We start from the raw sequence: 15975 nt of genomic DNA on the forward strand, positions 1-15975 counted from the left end.
GTTGCAGCGTCTAGCGTGACGGCAGCGCGCCAGCCGGCGGCGTCCCGTATTTGGCCGCGCGATATTGCGGATACCAGCGGGTGAAGCACACCGCGGCGTTGCGCGCGGCGAAGGCGATCAAGAGGCCGGTCCACAGCGGCAGGGCCGGTACATAGAGCACCGCGATGTTGCCGATCAACATCAACAGCGTCGCGGCGGTCCAGGCTCCGGTGATCAGGTAGTTGGCTGTGAGGAAGCCCGGCTGCTTCGCGGTCTCGGCATCGACCTGCTCGAGCGCATATTGCCGCGTGAAGGGACGGCCGATCAGGATCGAGGCGAACGACACCAGCAGGATGCCGGCATCGACGGCGATCTTCACCGCGATTGCGCTTGGCGTCGCATCGACGAAGGTGAGATAGAAGCCGACCGCGGTGAACACGATCACCGAACCGACGCCGAGGATCTTGATGCTGCGGCCGCGCGCGATGTCGAACGCGATGACGCCAAGGCAGATCAGCGCGGCAGCGAGTAAACTCACGGTAGCCGAGGTCACCAGCATCAGAGTGGCGAAGGCGCCGTAAGGGGCGAGGATCAGGAAGATCGTCATTGGGAGCCTCGAAGGCCGATCTTTACATCGTAAAGATAGCCTAGAGGCGGGCAGAAGGAGCGTCAAGCGAAATCTTTACAGTGTCAAAATCGTGATGCGATCTCAATAAAGTGAGTGAATTCAGATTGATACTTAAGCGATCGTGGGTCGTGTCTTATATCGCCAGCCGTCATGGCCGGGCTTGTCCCGGCCATTCACGCCTTTCCTTCAAGAACCAACAAAGACGTGGATGCCCGGGACAAGCCCGGGCATGACGAGTGGAGAGACTGGGTATTCTCACGCCTGGAGTGATGCGCAGTTACTCCGCCCCCACCCAATTGCCATGGAATCCGTCGGGCACACGGTGGCCGAGATGGACCAGCGCGGTTGGGCCAGCCTCGACGTCGGTGGCGTTGAAGACGGCGAGGTCGCTGCGATTCTCGCGGGCCCGCCAGACCGCGGCGAGCAGCCAGCCGTCGCCCTCGGCGGCGCCCGAGCCGCGCTCGACGAAGACAGGCTCGGAGATCGTGTCGCCGGCGGGCAAGAGGTATTTGCCGAGCCGCTTGCCCGCGCCGTCGACATGCACGATGCCTGACAGCGCGCCGGCCAGCGGCACGTCAGGGTCGGTGCTTGCGTGCCAACCGTGGCTATTCCTGAGACCGGCGCGGCGGTCGTCGATCCGCGGGAATTCGCCGGTCAGATCGTTGAGATAGGTTTGGGTGAAGCTGTCGGTATTCCCGGCCAGATCAAAGCTCCAGCGGCATAGCCGGGCGCTCGATTTCTTCTCATCCGTCGGCGAGCCGTCGGGGTGGGTGAACAGCGGCGGCTCCTCGTACTGCATTACGTCGGCGATGATGCGGTTGCCGTCTTCCCATGCGTTCATGACGTGGAAGACATAACAGTTCTCGGCGCGGAACCAGACCAGATCGTTGGCTGAGCCGTTGCGCTTCATGACGCCGACATAGGCGCCTTTTCCCGGCTCCCAGGCGTAGGGCGGCTTGCCGCGCATCGCGCGTTCCATGCTGCCGGTGATGGGCAGGATCGGAAACAGCACGTGGTTCTCGGTGACGATGAAGTCGTGCACCATGCTGGCATAGGGCGCCTCGAAGCGTTCGAACCGCGTCACCACGCCGGATGAATTGACCGCGCCATACGACAGCGCCGGCGTCAGAGGACCGGCGGCGTTGTAGCCGAAGAACACCATCTCGCCGGTGACCGGATCGATCTTGGGATGCGCGGTGAAGGGGCCTGAGATCGCGCCCTTGTAGTCGCAATAGCCAAGGCGATTGAGCGTGCCGGGCTCGATCTCGGTCGGCAGATGGCCCTCCTCAAGCGCGAGCAGGCGGCCGGCGTGGAAGATGATGTTGGTGTTGGCGACGCCGCTGTCGGTGATGGTCGTTTCGGGCGCATCAGGCAGCTTGCGGCCGAAGCCGCCAAACAGCGCGCGGCCGGCGTCGTGCTCGGCCTGCCATTTTGGGGTGCGGACCCAGCGATTGCGATAGCTGGCGCGGCCGTTCTCGAGATGGAAGGCGTGCAGCATGCCGTCGCCGACGAACCAGTGCGCGCCCGGTACATTGAACTGCGGATTGGGGCCGTTGCGGTAGAGCGTGCCGTTCAGCTCGCGCGGCAATTCGCCTGTGATCTTGAGGAACGGCGCATCGGCTTCAAACGGGATCGGCGCCAGATTGGTTCGCGCCGTGTTGGATGTGACCTGGTCGAGCATTCCGCATCTCCCTGCATTATGATCTTTACATCGTAAAGATATCAGTAGGGATGACGCCATCGATCGTCAAGCAAAATCTTTACAGTGTAAAAATTGCGACATATAAGGGCCGGATGGCAAGATTATCCAAAGAAAACAAGGCGGCTCGCCCGGCACGGGCTCCGAGGCGCCAGATTGCGCGTGCTGCCGCGGATCGTCCGGCGCCGCGACGCCGGGCCAATGACACGCCGTATCATCATGGTGATCTGCACGAGGCGCTGCTCAAGGCCGCCGAGCGCGTGCTCGAGCGCGACGGACTGGCGGGGCTGACGCTACGTGCGGTGGCGCGCGAGGCTGGCGTGTCGCACGCCGCACCCACGCATCATTTCGGCGATCTCACCGGCCTCGTCAGCGAGCTTGCCGCGATCGGCTTTCGCCAGTTCAACGCGGCGATGATCTCGGCCGGCGCCAGCGGCGCCACCGCGATCGAGAAGGGGCTGGCGCGCGCCAAGGCCTATGTCGCCTATGCGCAGGCGCATCCCGGCATGTACGGCCTGATGTTCCGGACCGAGCGGCTCGATATGTCGAGGCCCTCGCTGCATGAGGCGGCCAACACGTCGTTTGCCGGGCTCGCCGGTTCGATCGGCGAGAGCCGTCACGAGCAGATCCAGGAGAGGGCGCTGTCGCTCGATCAGGCCGCGGCCATCGTGCGCGCCTGGTCGCTGGTCCATGGCTTCACGATGCTGCTGCTCGATGGACGCTTGACCGACGTGCTGAACCGGATGCCACAGGGCAGCACGCTCGACGTGCTGTTCGAGGCGATGCTGAAGGGCAATATGAAGCCGTGCTGACGTGCTAGCGCGTCACGAGCAACGTCGAGCGGCCGCTTTGTCCGATCATCTTCACCTGGTCCGCGCCGCATTTGAAGTCGCGGGCGAAATCGTCGGCGGCCTGCCGCGCCAGCTCATTGGCGTTGGGGTTGGCGGCGACGTCGACATAGGCGACGTGACAGACCTCGCCGGGCGGCAGCCGCGTCACGGCGAGCATCGCCCGTGAGACCGGGCCGCCGCGCTTGTCCTGCTCGCTGTTGTCGGCGATCTGCCAGCGCTGGATGATCGCGAAGGGTTTGCTGCCGGCGGCGCGCCATTCGACCGTATCGCCGGTCGAGCTGAACGGGCCGAACCAGGCTTGGGCCGCCGGTTCCCTGGCTGCCGCCGCGCGATTTCGGCCGACCGAGACCACTTCGCGCAGATCGCCCTCGTTGATCAGCACGACAAGGCCGGATTTCCCCGGGCAGACCCTCGTGCTGCTACCGTCGTCCTCGTTGGGCTTGCCGATCATCCGGCAGGCCTTCGGTGCGGTCGATGTATAGAAGCTGCTGATCGTTTGGGCGCCAGCCTGACCAGGATTTGCGCTGGCGAGCGCCACAACGATTGTTGCAAAAGCAAGGTATTTCATCGGGGGAAACCTGCGATCCGGACGTTACTTTGTGTCTGACATATGCAATCTGGGGAAGGTTCAACAGACACGCGGGAAACACCTGACAGGCGCGCGGAATCGTCCTAGAAGGGCGGCTTCGCAATTTCTGTCGCGTGCACCTTGCGTGCCTTAGCCTCGATCGTCATGCCCGCATCATTATCGCAAAAGCCCTATCGCGTCGGCCGTTCCCGTACTGGCCTTGGCCTTTTCGCCACCAAGCCGATCAAGAAAGGCACCAAGATCATCCGTTATTTCGGGCCGTTGCTCGACTCGAAGAAGAAGGATGAGGACGCGATCGAGAACAAATATCTGTTCGAGCTCACCAACCGATGGACCATCGACGGCTCGATCCGCGAGAACGTCGCCCGCTACATCAACCACGCCTGCAGGCCGAACGCGGAATCCGACGTCAAGCCGCGCAAGCGCAAGGTGTTCATCCGCGCCATCAAGGACATCGAGCCGGGCGACGAGATCAACTACGATTACGGAACCGACTATTTCAAAGCCTATCTGAAGCCGATCGGCTGCAAGTGCGATGCCTGCGAGAAAAAGCGCAAGAAGAAGCGCGCAGAGGCGAGGGCGGAGCGGCTGCGGCTGAAGGAAAGGGCCGAGCGGAAGGCCAAGCGCGAGGCCGAGAAGCTCGCCGAGCAACGGGCCAAAGCCAGGGCAAAGAAGACGAACGGCGCCAAGGCAAACGGCAAGCTGAACGGCACGCAACTGAACGGTCATTCTCTCGTCAAGGCTGCCGGCAGGAAGGCTGCCGCCCCGAAGCGAGTCGCCGCGCGGGTGCTCCAAGCCTGACGCCGCGCTCCGGAATCGGGGCGTGTACTCATAACGTCTTGCGCGGCGAGATCGACTACGTCGCCTCGCGCCGAGGCACTGACCCGCGAGGCATCCGGTCCGGCGATTGGCTGCTATACGTCCCAACGATGGACGGCCAAATTGGGCCCATCGACTTCCGATCGGGGGCAAAGCCGGCAATGCTGTGAGCAGGACCTCTACCCATAAAGGCGCAGACGTCAGCTTCGGACCGCCAAGCGAAATCTTACGATCAGCCAGAGCATTACCGCTCGGGACCCTGACCCGACATCACTCTTTTGCTCCCTTTGGTGCCACGGCGGCGTCGCGTAGGCTATCGCGAGCTGCCGTGAAGCGAGAGGTGCTCGCTTGGGGATTGGGCAGTGATCATCTTGCAAGCAGTAGCACTCTGAAAAATGGAGCAATCATCGTAGGGAGGACCTCATGAAAAAGCTTCTGACTTTGGCAGCCTTGATCGCACTGGCGGGTTCGGCGCTGGCGCAAGATGCCGGGACCATCGTCAAACCAGATGCTCTGACGTGGAAGGACAACCCGAACGTTCCGAAGGGTGGCCAGGTCGCACTCCTGGCAGGTGATCCAACGAAAGCCGGCAGCGTGGTGGTTCAGCGTCAAGCTTCCTCCCAACTATAAAGTTCCGCCGCACACTCATCCCTATGCCGAGACCGTCACGGTGATCAGCGGTAGCGTCGGCTGGGGCATGGGCGAAAAGTTTGACCCTACCAAAGGCGAGATGGTCAAGGCGGGAGCCTTGGAGATGATGCCGGCGAGGCACGCTCATTATGTTTGGACGGAAAACGAGGAGGCGATCCTCCAGATTCAATTCACCGGCCCAGGAGGCATCGACTACATCGATCCGGCCGATGATCCCCGCAAGAAGACGCATTGAAGCATTGAGGTCCGCTCCGCCATCAGGGGCACAGTGGACCTCATACGCGTCCTGACTGCGGCGCGGGTTATGATGGGTACACGCCCGAAGCACGAGGTTCCTGACCTCTGCGCCCCTACAAGTGCACGCCCCAGCCGCCGGGCCTGCGCGCCGATGCGGGCAGCGGGGCGTCGCCGAAATCGAGCGTCGAGCGTTGAAGGATAGTGCCGCGCTCGTCGATGACAAGGCGGAAACGGCGGTGTTCCGAGAAGAAGGTCAACCGATGTCGACCGGCATCGTTGTCGACCCCGCGTTCCGACAGCGTCGTGATTTTGCCGGATCGCATTTGGTCCTGTAGCAGCGGCACAGTGATGCCGAGGCCGTCGGCGACGATATCGGCATCGACCTCGAACGTGCTGTCAGTGAATGCGATCGTCGTCATGATGCCCTTGCAGGATGACGCGCCGGACGCGCGAGGTAGGCGCATTCGGCGAGCGTGGTTCCGTCGAGTTCGCGCATGAAGGCCTCGCGGGCCGCCGCGAGCCTCGCCTTCAGGCGGCAACGTGGCAGCAGCACGCAATCGCCGCCATCATCTCTAAAACATTCCACCAGCGCGCTGCCACCTTCGAGCGCGCGCACCACCTCGCCGAGCGTGATCGCCTGTGGGGCGCGGGCTAGCGAAAATCCGCCGCCGGCGCCGCGCTGGGTCGCGATGAAGCCGGCCTCGGCGAGGTCGCGCACCACCTTGGCAAGATGATTGCGGGAAATGCCGAACTCGGCCGCGATCTCGCTGGTCGCGAATGAGCGGTCCGGCTCGCCGGCCAGCCGCATCAGCGCGCGCAGCGCAAAATCCGTGAACGATGTCAGGCGCATGGAAGCCCTTCGAAATCAGCACTTGGCGGATCCACTATAGCAGTCTAAATAGGCATTTAAAATACCTATTTAGGATGTGAGGCATGACAGGAGCAGAGCGCCGCGAGCAGATCACCGCCGAGATTGTCGCGCGGACCGGGATCACCGAGGCCATGATCGAGCGCCTCGTGCACGCCTTCTACGCCAAGGTCCGCAACGACCCGATGATCGGGCCGGTGTTCGAGGCCAGGATCGGCAATTGGGAGCCGCACCTGGCCCAGATGTGCGCGTTCTGGTCGTCGGTCGCGCTGATGACCGGGCGCTATCACGGCACGCCGATGGTCAAGCACATGCCGCTGCCGGTCGACGCCGCCCATTTCGACCGTTGGCTCGAACTGTTCGAGGCGACGGCGCATGAACTGTGTCCGCCCGTTGCAGCGCTTCATTTCATCGAGCGCGCGCGGCGCATCGCCTCGAGCCTCGAGATGGGCGTCGCCAGCGGGCAGGGCGTGATGCTTGGGGTTGGCGAACGTTACAGGCGAAGTGCAGCAGGAGCAGTGCAATGAGGAACAGGGCGAAAGCGATCGCGCGTGCCATCGACGGTGCTTGGTTTCAACAGGATCAGGCCGATCCGCTTTCCGGCAGCAGCCTGGTGCCGATGCTGATCATTGGCCTCGCGCTGACCTTCGCCGGCATGATTGTCGCGGTGGTTCTGAGCTGACAGAAGAGAACGGCCGCCGCGTTTGTCGCGACGGCCGTTCATGGCGTGCTGTATTCGGCTTACGCCGCGACCGTCTCGCCGCTCCGGCGCAGGCCGACATATTGCAGCTCGGCGAACACGCCGGTGGCGATCGCTTGGGCGAGGATCACGATGGTCCCGAGCAGGTTCGGCGACACTGCGCCCGAGAGCAGCAGCGCGATGCTTGCAAGCGTCCAGGCGGCGTTGCCGGCGACCACCAGGATCACGGGTCCTTTCGGCAGCGAGGTTCGCGCGCCGAGCCAGCCGACCAGCGCGGTGTAGGCGATCAGGAACAGCCCGGTCTCGCGCAGCAGCGCTTCCGGCAGGCCGAGCAGCGAGGCCAGCGCGCCGATGTCGAGCACCATCGCGATGGCCGATACGCCACTGAACACGGCATCGGCAAGCAGGGCGCGGCGCAGCAGCTGGGACGAATGGATCATGGAAGGGTCTCCTCTGGTTGGGACGGGGGTGGTCAGCAGAACAGGGACTGCAGCTGGCGCCACAGCCGGAGCGGACACAGTGCCTTGCCGACCCTCATCTCGACCGCATAGACCTGCGCGAACACGAACATGCCGGTGTCGTGCACGATCGGCTGGGGCATGTTGAGCGAGCGCGCGACCAGCCAGGTGGCCAGATGGACCAGCCACGGGATCAGGACGGCGAAGGCGCGGATAAGGGACAGCATCAGCATGGTCATCTCCTGTGCCGTGGAAGATGAGCCGGCCCGCGCGCCAATTCGATTACCTCAGGCGTAATGGAACGGGCGAATTTCGCATGGTAGGTTTTGCACCATGAACGCACATGCATCCCTGGCGCGGGCCGAGCCCGCAAAACCCGTCCTGATCGGCGAGCACCTGCGCGAATGGCGGCAGCGCCGCCATCTCAGCCAGCTCGACCTCGCTGTCGATGCCGAGATCTCGGCGCGGCATTTGAGCTTCGTCGAGACCGGCCGCTCGGCGCCGTCACGCGACATGGTCCTCAAACTGGCGGAGCGCCTCGACGTGCCCTTACGCGAACGCAACGTGCTGCTGGTCGCCGCGGGGTTCGCGCCCGCATTCCCGCAACGCTCGCTGGAAGATCCTGCGCTGAAATCGGCGCGCGAGGCGATCAATTTGGTGCTGAAGGCACACGAGCCCAATCCGGCGCTGGCCTATGACCGGCACTGGAATCTGGTCTCCGCCAACCGCATGGTGGCGCCGCTGCTCGACGGCGTGCCGCAGCGGCTGCTCGGCCAGCCCTTCAACATCCTGCGGCTGGCCTTCCACCCGGAGGGCCTCGCGCCGCGCACCGTGAACCTGGCGGAATGGGCAGCGCATCTCCTGGAGCGGCTGCATCGGCAGTGCGAGGCAACGGCTGATCCGGAGCTGCTCAAGCTTTATCAGGACCTGAAGTCCTATCCGATCCCGGCGCGGTCGGCCCCGATCACCCCCGACAACAACGTCGCGCTGCCCTTCAAGCTCCGTCTCAATGGCGAGATCCTGAGCTTCATCTCGACCACCATGGTGTTCGGCACGCCGGTCGACATCACGCTGCAGGAACTGGCGCTGGAGACCTTCTTCCCGGCCGACGAGCTGACCGCCGAGCGGATGCGGCAGATGGCCAGCGCTCTGGGCTGAACGAACCGATACGCGAGCTTTGCAGCCGGAGCCGCCCGGCTGCATAATCCGCTCATGAACACCCATTCGAGCCCGGCCCGCGGCGCACGACCTCATCCCGTCGGCGACCTCCTCCGTGATTGGCGCGGGCGACGCGCCATGAGCCAGGCCGACCTCGCCTTCGAGGCCGGCATCTCGATCAAGCATCTGAGCTTCGTCGAAACTGGCAAGGCCGTCGCGAGCAGGGGCATCCTGCTGCAGCTTGCCGCAGCGCTCGGCCTCGCGCTGCGCGATCGCAATGCGTTGCTCGAGGCCGGCGGCTTTGCACGGCAATATGGCGAGCATGATCTGGCGGCGCCTGAGATCGCCGACGCCAGGCGCGCGATCGACCTGCTGTTGCGCCGGCACGAGCCGTTTCCGGCCATCGTGACCGACCGGCAGTGGAACGTGATCGTGGCCAATCGTGCGGCAGCGCGCCTGATGACGATGCTGCTTGGTCCGGTGCGCATGCAGCGGCCGCTCAATCACATGAGGATGTTTTTGTCGCCGGACGAGCTGCGTCCCTACGTCGAGAACTGGTCGAATCTCGCTGCGGCGCTGCTGGCGCGGGCGCGTCACGAGGCAATGGCGGCACCGCTCGACCTCGCGTTGCAATCGACCTGGCGCAAACTCTTGAAACTCCCCGATATCCCCGTGCCGCACCTCAACGAAACCGCGGCGCCGGGGCCGCTGTGCGAGGTGCGGTTACGCAAGGGCGAAGTGATGCTTGGGCTGGTCGGCACGGTGTTGACGCTCGGCACGCCGCAGGACGTGACGTTGCAAGAGATGCGCGTCGAGATGTTCATACCGGCCGACGAAGCCTCCGAGGCTGTGCTGACGGCGCTTGCGGCTCAGGACGCTTGAGCCGATCTGGCGCGGCGTTCGAAGCTCATCGCCTGCATCACCTCGGCGAACGGGCCTCCGCGATCGCTGAGGGTCGCGGTCGTGAGCCCGGCTCCGCCTGTCCCGACGCGGGTGCGCGAGCGGATCAGGATCCACTCGCCCTCAGGCGGGCGGAAGTAGTAGAGGCTGATCTCGGGATTGACGAACGTCCATTCGCGCATGTCAACGATCTGCGCGACGCCGCTGGAAAAGTCCGCGGCCTGCACCGACTGCAAGAGCGGCGTGTTGAGCTCACCGGCGACGAGCGGTACGTCGAGGCGCATCCAGGCGGCGGCAGGGCCGGGCTTCTCAAGCGCGCCCTCGATCAAGCGCACCGAGACGTTCTGGAAATAGCGGCTCCAATTCTGCGCAAAGGCCGGCGGCGGCGTCCCGGCCTCGGGGGCGGTGTCCGGGCTTGCCGGATGCGAAAACGGATCGCGCGGCGATTCTTCGCCTGGCGCCGTCACCAGCGCCGTACAGCGACCGATCTCGATATCGCCGTCCAGGAGACGCACCTGGATCGTCTTGGCCTTGCGGCCATCGCGCAGCATGGCTGTTTCGACCGCGAAGGCGCGCAAGCCGGCCGGCCGCCAGAGATCGAAGGTCAGGCGGCGGATCGCGAAACCTGTGCGGAGCGCCAGCCGTTCGACTTCGCGCGCCATCAGCGCGGCGGTGGCGCTGCCTTGCAGCATGTCCGGCGACCACGGCCCTCCGGCGTGCTCGGTGGCGCGAAACAGATTGCCTTCTGGCAGGAAAATGGCGGTCATCGGCGGGTCTCTGCGGGCTGTTGGGACAAGCCGGTGTCTAGAAGGCGGGCGTTCTTCCCACAATAACCGCCGAGGTTATGTGATGCGAGACATGCGGCCGACGCCCTTGTGCTGCAGAGCGGGGGGCTTACCTTGGGGCCTCAATCCGGAGGACGCCATGAGCAACCTGAAGCCGCTTCGCCTCGACATCGTCTCCGACGTCGTCTGCCCCTGGTGCTACATCGGCAAGCACCGCATCGAGGATGCGCTCAAGCTGGTGCCCGATGTGCCGGTCGAGGTGCACTGGCGGCCGTTCTTCCTCAACAATTGGGTGCCGCGCGAGGGCATCAGCCGCGACGAATATCTCACGGCAAAATTCGGCTCGGTCGAGGCCTACAAGGGCATCGCCGGCCGCGTGGTCGCCGCCGCCAATGAGGAGGGGCTGACCTACCATCCCGAGCTCGTCAAGCGCCAGCCCAACACGATCGACTGCCACCGCCTGATCCACTGGGCCGAGGCCAAGGGCAAGGCGGCCGAGATGAAGCAGCGGCTGATGGAGCTGTATTTCCGCGATGGCGGCGATCTCACCGACACCGATGTGCTGGTGCAGGCGGCAGCCGATGTCGGGCTCGACGCCGACGAGGTGCGCAAGCGTCTTGCCACTGACGAGGATGTGGCGCTGATCTCCGCGCAGGCGCAGGAGGCCTCCGAGAAGGGCATCTCCGGCGTGCCGACCTTCGTGTTCGCGCAGAAATACGCGGTGTCCGGCGCCCAGCCGGCCGAGCAGCTCGCCCGCGCCATCCGACAGGTCTCGGCCGAGATCAACGCGCAGGCGGCCGAGTAGTCCGCAGTCGTTCACGAAAGCCCGGCACATGCCGGGCTTTTTCGTTTGCCACACGATCCATCGGAAACAATCAGGGAGACAACCATGATCTATGAGCTGCGCACCTACACGGTACGTCCGGGAACCGTCGGCGAGATGGTGAAGGCGGCGAGCACGATCTCGCGCGACATCCGCGCCGACAATTTCGGCAAGCTGGAAGGCTACTGGATCACCGAGATCGGTCCGCTCAATCAGGTCATGCACATGTGGAGCTACGCCGATCTCAACGAGCGGACCCGGCTGCGCGCAGAGCTTGCGAAGAATCCGCGCTGGACCGGCGAGTACATTCCGGCGATCCGTCCGCTCTTGGTGCGCCAGGAGGTCCGGCTGCTGAATGCGATCATTCCGCCGGTGGCGCCCGCCACCAAGGGCAACATCTACGAATTCCGCAACTATCGCGCCAAGCCGCTCGGCGGCGTCAAGCAATGGCTCGATCTGATCACCGGCGTGCTGCCGGAGCGCGAGAAATATTCAAAGATCGTCGGCCTCTGGCACACCGATTCCGGGCAGCCCAACGAGGTCTGCCACATCTGGGCCTATCCCGATCTCAACGCCCGCGCCGCGGCGCGCGGTGGTGCGATGAAGGATCCGGCCTGGCTGGAATTTTTGAGCAAGGGCACGCCGCTGCTCGAGGAGATGCACTCGACCATCATGCTGCCGGCCCCGCACTCGCCGCTGCAGTAAGGCAGAGGATGGTCGGGCCGGGCGTACAGCGGCAGAAAGCCTCACCCGATGTTTCCATCGGATGAGGCTTTCCAGGCAAGGGCATGCGCTGCCTGAGAAACAACGCGCCGCAACGCTAGAAGGGCCAGCTGACACCAACCTGACGGCGGGAACTTATTGTTTCCTGATGTGTCTGCATGGCTACGAAAAGGTAAACCATGGGTCGCGGTGAAGGAGGCGCGCTCGGTGCGCCGTTCTGTCGGGTCACCCGGCGCATTACGAAAGCCAGGGCGGCATCAAGTTGCGTGATGCGGCTTCGTCCAGCACGGTGAACTGGTCCGAGCCACCTTCGAACGCCGTGACCATGTCTACGAGCCGGTCGAGCTCGGCAAGAGCGTCGACCTTCAAGACCTTGCTCGCCGGCGCAGCGTCGCGCCAGCGGTCCCAGGCCGACATTTGCCGGTTCGTGAGCGACAGCAGGTCGCGGTAGACGTTGACGTGAAGAAACCACAGGCCGGTGGCCGCGCCATGCCCGAACGCCCCGGTAGCCACCGCGTTGCTCCTCGCCAGTCGCCAGGCCTGCGAAGCCGTCAGAAACGCATCGCGTGGCAGATTTGCGCCGTCGAAGGTGATCCGCAGTTGGTCAATTTGAAGCGCATCGAGCTGCGCATCGGCCTGCAGCCAGCGCAGGTCGCCCGGTGACCAATATTCGCAGATCCAATGGTCATGATAGATGTCGTCGCCGATGTAGGTCGCAAAGCCGCAGCGGACCCGCGCCGGGATCGATCGGCTGCGCAGCATGCTGCACAGCAGGAGCGCGTAGTCGCGACACGTGCCGAACGTACGGCTGCGCGGCGGGCGTGCCGCAGTGAGCGATCCGGCCAACGAGGTCTGGATCAGCTTCAACCGATCTGCGACCGGTTGGGTTTGCCGGACCATCGGGAAATCAGGCGGAATGCCGTACCGCTCCGCCCAGGCGACGTGAATGATCAGCCCCGAGACGACCTCGCACAGTCCGGAGACCGTCTCGGGCAGATCGTCATACGCACCGGCCAGCTCGCCGGGGTCGGTCAATGCGTCCTGCCGGACGTAGCTATCCTGGATCGTCACGTTCCCGCCCGATCACGACGTCATCGGCTCAAGGCCGTCATGCGCAGCCTATCGATCCGCGCGGGCTCGCGTAAGGGGGACCGTGTTATCCGGGCTTGCCGCGCCGGCTGCGGATGAAGTGGACGGCGCCGCGCGCGGCCTCGTAGGCGGAATTGTTCAGCGTCAGCGCGGCATGGACGGCGGCGACCAGCGGATCGCGCCGCCGCAGCGGCAGCAGCACGTCGCCGATCGCGAAGCGGCCGCGCCAGATCGGGTCGATCATGGGGTGGCCGGGCGCCGCGGTGGAATCGGCCGAATTGATCGCGGGATCGGCGCAGAGATAGCGCGTCAGCTCCAGCGTCAATTGCGCGCCCGGCGAATGCTTCGCAAAGCGCTCGTCGATGCCGATCTTGAAGAAGAACGCGCGGTCCTGGTGGCGCACCACGATGCCGCCTGCGACCGGTGTGCCGCCCGAATGCAGCATGACGATCTCGCAGCGGCCGGTCTCGGCCAGCGCCGACGTCGCGCGGCGGATGAAGGCGGCGTCGCCGGCATGCTGGCTGAGCGCGGTGCCGCGCTGGCCCTTCCAGCCACCGGCTTCGAGCGCAAGGAAAGTCTCGAGCGCCGCCGCAACTTCGCGCGGCGTGCGGGCGACGTCGAAGCGCACCGCGCCGTGGTCGGACAGGCGATGGCGCTGCCGGCGCAGCTCCTTCAGCTTCTTGGGCCCGAGCGCGTCGCGCAGCAGTTCATCGGCATCGCGTGTCGCATCGAGCTGGGCGCGCTGATAGGTGCTCAGCAGGCGCGGCTGCAAACCGTCGCGCGCGAGCACCGCGCGGATCGCCGCCATGGCCGGGCCTTCGAGCGACATGGTGCGCAGGATCAGCGCATGCGCGCCCGCATTGCGCGCCTGCTGCAGCATCTTGCCGGCGGCCTGCTCGGCGGCATTGCGGTCGAGCAGCGGTGTGCACAGCGTGCCGTAGGGTTCGGCGCCGACCAGCGCGGGCAGCGGGATCCGGTAGATTCGCAGCAATGGCACGACCGGCAACAACCCGATCAATTGCCCGGCATCGCCGGTGGCGCTGAGGAGCGATGCGCCGGTGCGGCCGCGCGCGGAGGCATCGACCGCCAATTCCCAGTCGGGCTGGTAGTAGCCATTGGCCTCGATCGCGCGCTCGGCAAGCGCACGCCATGCGCCGACCGGTGCGGCCGACAGCGGCGGCAACGCGCGATCGTCCGTGGCATCCTTGCGCGATGCACGGCGGATCATTGCCTGGTCAGCAATATCGGCCACGTCCCATGTTTCCCCGGTCTGCAAGGCTGGTCGGCCTAGCGAGGGCAACGCTAGCGGAAAGAAATGGAAAATGCCGTTGAGGCCATCCGGCAATTTGAGCGGTCATGTTAACGGGGCGTTCAGCATACCGCCGCGCCTATCCCGAGGCGCGGCGCTCACACGGCAAGCGAGCCCGGCCTATGACCGTTCCGCTTCCATCTGCCGCAGGGCAGCCTTGAGCAGAAGCGTGAGGCAATCCTTGGCCTCGGGAATGCTTCGGTTCGGATAGGTGCGCAGCGACTGCCACATCTCCCAGTCGACCAGCGTCGCAAGGGCAACGAGCCATTTCTGCCGTGCCTCGGCGGACACCTGCTCGAGTTCAGTCGCGAACCACTGGCCGACCACGTCGCGAAACGCCTTGCGCACCCGCAGACGATGCTTCTGCAGCAGCGGCGAGGTTTCGATCATCGCGTTGGAGGCCCGACGATGCGGCGTCATTCGCTCCAGCGCCTGGGCCCGCATGTCGATGAACTGCGCAACGCGGATGTCAACCGCGCCGTGCAAGACGGATTTCGCAGGCGGCGGCTCGATCGATTCAGGGGGCGTCAACTCGTCCAGCACCGCCTGCGTAAGTTGTCCCTTCTCCGGGAAATGCAGAAACAGCGTGCGTATCGAAACGCCGGCCCGCTCCGCGATCTGCTGCGCCGATGGACGTGCCGAGCCCTCATTCTGGAGCGCGATGCACGCGGAGACGATATTGCCGCGGGTGACCTGCGTGCGCTGCCGCCGGCCGTCGGCCGACTTGGCGGAAGAGAGACCTGAGGTCGAGCGGGAAACCATGCAATCGCGGTCCTTCAAAAGCTTGATTGCCTCTTAGCAAAATCGAGCACGAGAAAATATTCGCGGCTAGCCAGAGAGCGGATTTTTCCCGTTACGGCAAGTCCTTCGCCTCCCACGTCTTGCGAGACCGCGATGTGTCAAGGCGCCGACGCCGGCTTGACACCGCTCGCGCGGGCGGAATATATCTGCATAAAGATATGCAAATACATTCTCGGACGGAACGTGTCCGGGGAGGAGCCGATCGGGGAGGAGCCATTGCCGGATACCAATTATCGCGTGCTGCGGTTTGACGAGCTGATCGTTCAACCCAACCGCGGCGAGGAGACCGCCGCGACGCTCAAGGCCGACGGTGCGCCACCCCGTGCGCAGCTGCTCGGCGTCTTCGTGCCGCTGATCGGTGTCTCAAGCAACGTCGTCACCGTCGCCACCAGCTGGACCGGCGAACCGGCGCCGCATGCCGATCAAGGCGCAAACCTCGTCGGCGTCCGAAGCCGGCTGTTCGACGTGCTGGCGCGCGGACAGGAGCCATGCTCCGCCGAGGGCATCTACACCCATCGCTGGTTCGTTGTTGCGCCGGATCAGGTGCAGGCGCTGACGGAGATGAGCGTCGAGGCGTGGAAATCGTCGGAAGCCGACACTGCGATGCGGATCACCGGCTTCTGGCGCTGCCGCGAGCCTAACGCTAAGGGCGAGGCGGTGGTGTTGATGATCGTGAATTATCCCAGTCTCGCAGCATGGGATGAGAGCCGCTACTGGAAGCCGAAACCCGCGCACCAGGCCCAGCCGAACCGCAATGTCTGGGGCGGACTGTTTGCGCGGCGGCGCGAGATCCTGCGCGATTCCTGGGTCACGGTGCACCGGCTGGCAACCTAGCGTGTGAAGCATCACCGGCGGCTTGACATCGCTCGAACCGCAAAATTATAACTGCATAAAAATATGCAATAATA

Annotated in this window: 22 protein-coding genes; 11 read left to right on the top strand and 11 right to left on the bottom strand. The window is 64.7% G+C overall.

Annotated elements, in window-relative coordinates; genetic code table 11:
- Positions 1-10: 10 nt before the first annotated feature.
- Entirely contained in the window at positions 11-586 is a 576-nt protein-coding gene (locus Q0030_RS33730) for a hypothetical protein (protein ID WP_298377261.1), read from the bottom strand.
- A gap of 298 nt (positions 587-884) precedes the next feature.
- Complete coding sequence (locus tag Q0030_RS33735; protein WP_298377263.1) at positions 885-2288, bottom strand: carotenoid oxygenase family protein; 1404 nt, start codon at positions 2286-2288, stop codon at positions 885-887.
- Positions 2289-2401: 113 nt separating this feature from the next.
- Between Q0030_RS33735 and Q0030_RS33740 the strand changes: the two genes are divergently transcribed.
- A complete protein-coding gene (locus tag Q0030_RS33740) occupies positions 2402-3118 on the top strand; it encodes a WHG domain-containing protein (protein WP_298377266.1) in 717 nt (238 codons plus the stop codon).
- 4 nt (positions 3119-3122) lie between these two features.
- Here Q0030_RS33740 and Q0030_RS33745 read toward each other — a convergent pair whose 3' ends face one another.
- Positions 3123-3725: a hypothetical protein gene (locus Q0030_RS33745; protein WP_298377269.1), complete on the bottom strand. Its 603-nt coding sequence runs from the start codon at positions 3723-3725 to the stop codon at positions 3123-3125.
- A gap of 165 nt (positions 3726-3890) precedes the next feature.
- On the opposite strand from Q0030_RS33745, the gene Q0030_RS33750 reads away from it, so the two are divergent.
- From Q0030_RS33750 to Q0030_RS33760, 3 genes are all read left to right on the top strand, one after another.
- The gene (locus tag Q0030_RS33750) at positions 3891-4547 is read left to right on the top strand and encodes an SET domain-containing protein (protein ID WP_298377272.1); all 657 of its coding nucleotides are present in this window, start codon (positions 3891-3893) and stop codon (positions 4545-4547) included.
- A 441-nt stretch (positions 4548-4988) separates the two neighbouring features.
- Positions 4989-5195 carry a hypothetical protein gene (locus Q0030_RS33755; protein ID WP_298377275.1) on the top strand — a complete coding sequence of 69 codons (207 nt, stop codon included), beginning with the start codon at positions 4989-4991 and terminating at the stop codon, positions 5193-5195.
- A gap of 40 nt (positions 5196-5235) precedes the next feature.
- Positions 5236-5451 (top strand): hypothetical protein, encoded by a 216-nt coding sequence (locus tag Q0030_RS33760; protein ID WP_298377276.1) that lies wholly within the window; start codon positions 5236-5238, stop codon positions 5449-5451.
- A gap of 115 nt (positions 5452-5566) precedes the next feature.
- Here Q0030_RS33760 and Q0030_RS33765 read toward each other — a convergent pair whose 3' ends face one another.
- Complete coding sequence (locus tag Q0030_RS33765; RefSeq protein WP_298377278.1) at positions 5567-5872, bottom strand: DUF6522 family protein; 306 nt, start codon at positions 5870-5872, stop codon at positions 5567-5569.
- The gene (locus Q0030_RS33770; protein ID WP_298377280.1) at positions 5869-6303 is read right to left on the bottom strand and encodes an Rrf2 family transcriptional regulator; all 435 of its coding nucleotides are present in this window, start codon (positions 6301-6303) and stop codon (positions 5869-5871) included. The genes Q0030_RS33765 and Q0030_RS33770 overlap by 4 nt, the downstream gene beginning before the upstream one ends.
- An 83-nt stretch (positions 6304-6386) precedes the next feature.
- Here Q0030_RS33770 and Q0030_RS33775 point away from each other — a divergent pair, with 83 nt between their 5' ends.
- Both Q0030_RS33775 and Q0030_RS33780 read left to right on the top strand, forming a co-directional pair.
- Positions 6387-6848 carry a group III truncated hemoglobin gene (locus tag Q0030_RS33775; RefSeq protein WP_298377283.1) on the top strand — a complete coding sequence of 154 codons (462 nt, stop codon included), beginning with the start codon at positions 6387-6389 and terminating at the stop codon, positions 6846-6848.
- A complete protein-coding gene (locus tag Q0030_RS33780; protein ID WP_298377285.1) occupies positions 6845-7003 on the top strand; it encodes a hypothetical protein in 159 nt (52 codons plus the stop codon). Before Q0030_RS33775 ends, Q0030_RS33780 begins: the two co-directional genes overlap by 4 nt.
- Before the next feature lie 59 nt (positions 7004-7062).
- On the opposite strand, the gene Q0030_RS33785 is transcribed toward Q0030_RS33780, so the two are convergent.
- Positions 7063-7461, bottom strand: a complete 399-nt coding sequence (locus Q0030_RS33785; protein ID WP_298377288.1) for a hypothetical protein — start codon at positions 7459-7461, stop codon at positions 7063-7065.
- 32 nt (positions 7462-7493) lie between these two features.
- Complete coding sequence (locus Q0030_RS33790) at positions 7494-7718, bottom strand: hypothetical protein (protein ID WP_298377290.1); 225 nt, start codon at positions 7716-7718, stop codon at positions 7494-7496.
- Between the two features lie 94 nt (positions 7719-7812).
- On the opposite strand from Q0030_RS33790, the gene Q0030_RS33795 reads away from it, so the two are divergent.
- Positions 7813-8637 (top strand): helix-turn-helix transcriptional regulator, encoded by an 825-nt coding sequence (locus Q0030_RS33795; protein WP_298377292.1) that lies wholly within the window; start codon positions 7813-7815, stop codon positions 8635-8637.
- 54 nt (positions 8638-8691) lie between these two features.
- Positions 8692-9519, top strand: a complete 828-nt coding sequence (locus Q0030_RS33800) for a helix-turn-helix transcriptional regulator (RefSeq protein WP_298377295.1) — start codon at positions 8692-8694, stop codon at positions 9517-9519.
- On the opposite strand, the gene Q0030_RS33805 is transcribed toward Q0030_RS33800, so the two are convergent.
- A complete protein-coding gene (locus tag Q0030_RS33805; protein ID WP_298377297.1) occupies positions 9507-10304 on the bottom strand; it encodes a thioesterase family protein in 798 nt (265 codons plus the stop codon). The genes Q0030_RS33800 and Q0030_RS33805 overlap by 13 nt on opposite strands.
- A gap of 157 nt (positions 10305-10461) precedes the next feature.
- Here Q0030_RS33805 and Q0030_RS33810 point away from each other — a divergent pair, with 157 nt between their 5' ends.
- Positions 10462-11127, top strand: coding sequence for a DsbA family oxidoreductase (locus tag Q0030_RS33810; protein WP_298377298.1), 666 nt, complete (start codon positions 10462-10464; stop codon positions 11125-11127).
- 84 nt (positions 11128-11211) lie between these two features.
- Positions 11212-11850 carry an NIPSNAP family protein gene (locus Q0030_RS33815; protein WP_298377299.1) on the top strand — a complete coding sequence of 213 codons (639 nt, stop codon included), beginning with the start codon at positions 11212-11214 and terminating at the stop codon, positions 11848-11850.
- Positions 11851-12105: 255 nt separating this feature from the next.
- Here the strand turns inward: Q0030_RS33815 and Q0030_RS33820 are convergent, their stop codons facing one another.
- The 3 genes from Q0030_RS33820 to Q0030_RS33830 form a co-directional block, all read right to left on the bottom strand.
- Positions 12106-12939: a transglutaminase-like domain-containing protein gene (locus tag Q0030_RS33820; protein ID WP_298377302.1), complete on the bottom strand. Its 834-nt coding sequence runs from the start codon at positions 12937-12939 to the stop codon at positions 12106-12108.
- Between the two features lie 85 nt (positions 12940-13024).
- Entirely contained in the window at positions 13025-14209 is a 1185-nt protein-coding gene (locus Q0030_RS33825; RefSeq protein ID WP_298377305.1) for a GNAT family N-acetyltransferase, read from the bottom strand.
- A 177-nt stretch (positions 14210-14386) separates the two neighbouring features.
- Entirely contained in the window at positions 14387-15028 is a 642-nt protein-coding gene (locus Q0030_RS33830) for a TetR/AcrR family transcriptional regulator (RefSeq protein WP_298377308.1), read from the bottom strand.
- A 255-nt stretch (positions 15029-15283) separates the two neighbouring features.
- On the opposite strand from Q0030_RS33830, the gene Q0030_RS33835 reads away from it, so the two are divergent.
- Positions 15284-15901 carry a hypothetical protein gene (locus tag Q0030_RS33835; RefSeq protein ID WP_298377310.1) on the top strand — a complete coding sequence of 206 codons (618 nt, stop codon included), beginning with the start codon at positions 15284-15286 and terminating at the stop codon, positions 15899-15901.
- The last annotated feature ends 74 nt before the right edge of the window (positions 15902-15975 follow it).

Source organism: uncultured Bradyrhizobium sp. (assembly GCF_947648125.1).
Lineage (GTDB): Bacteria > Pseudomonadota > Alphaproteobacteria > Rhizobiales > Xanthobacteraceae > Bradyrhizobium.

Bases quoted from the DNA above. Each gene is read 5' to 3' on its own strand.
- Q0030_RS33730 (WP_298377261.1), bottom strand. From the start codon at position 586: ATGACGATCTTCCTGATCCTCGCCCCTTACGGCGCCTTCGCCACTCTG.
- Q0030_RS33735 (WP_298377263.1), bottom strand. From the start codon at position 2,288: ATGCTCGACCAGGTCACATCCAACACGGCGCGAACCAATCTGGCGCCG.
- Q0030_RS33740 (WP_298377266.1), top strand. From the start codon at position 2,402: ATGGCAAGATTATCCAAAGAAAACAAGGCGGCTCGCCCGGCACGGGCT.
- Q0030_RS33745 (WP_298377269.1), bottom strand. From the start codon at position 3,725: ATGAAATACCTTGCTTTTGCAACAATCGTTGTGGCGCTCGCCAGCGCA.
- Q0030_RS33750 (WP_298377272.1), top strand. From the start codon at position 3,891: ATGCCCGCATCATTATCGCAAAAGCCCTATCGCGTCGGCCGTTCCCGT.
- Q0030_RS33755 (WP_298377275.1), top strand. From the start codon at position 4,989: ATGAAAAAGCTTCTGACTTTGGCAGCCTTGATCGCACTGGCGGGTTCG.
- Q0030_RS33765 (WP_298377278.1), bottom strand. From the start codon at position 5,872: ATGACGACGATCGCATTCACTGACAGCACGTTCGAGGTCGATGCCGAT.
- Q0030_RS33770 (WP_298377280.1), bottom strand. From the start codon at position 6,303: ATGCGCCTGACATCGTTCACGGATTTTGCGCTGCGCGCGCTGATGCGG.
- Q0030_RS33775 (WP_298377283.1), top strand. From the start codon at position 6,387: ATGACAGGAGCAGAGCGCCGCGAGCAGATCACCGCCGAGATTGTCGCG.
- Q0030_RS33780 (WP_298377285.1), top strand. From the start codon at position 6,845: ATGAGGAACAGGGCGAAAGCGATCGCGCGTGCCATCGACGGTGCTTGG.
- Q0030_RS33785 (WP_298377288.1), bottom strand. From the start codon at position 7,461: ATGATCCATTCGTCCCAGCTGCTGCGCCGCGCCCTGCTTGCCGATGCC.
- Q0030_RS33790 (WP_298377290.1), bottom strand. From the start codon at position 7,718: ATGACCATGCTGATGCTGTCCCTTATCCGCGCCTTCGCCGTCCTGATC.
- Q0030_RS33795 (WP_298377292.1), top strand. From the start codon at position 7,813: ATGAACGCACATGCATCCCTGGCGCGGGCCGAGCCCGCAAAACCCGTC.
- Q0030_RS33800 (WP_298377295.1), top strand. From the start codon at position 8,692: ATGAACACCCATTCGAGCCCGGCCCGCGGCGCACGACCTCATCCCGTC.
- Q0030_RS33805 (WP_298377297.1), bottom strand. From the start codon at position 10,304: ATGACCGCCATTTTCCTGCCAGAAGGCAATCTGTTTCGCGCCACCGAG.
- Q0030_RS33810 (WP_298377298.1), top strand. From the start codon at position 10,462: ATGAGCAACCTGAAGCCGCTTCGCCTCGACATCGTCTCCGACGTCGTC.
- Q0030_RS33815 (WP_298377299.1), top strand. From the start codon at position 11,212: ATGATCTATGAGCTGCGCACCTACACGGTACGTCCGGGAACCGTCGGC.
- Q0030_RS33830 (WP_298377308.1), bottom strand. From the start codon at position 15,028: ATGGTTTCCCGCTCGACCTCAGGTCTCTCTTCCGCCAAGTCGGCCGAC.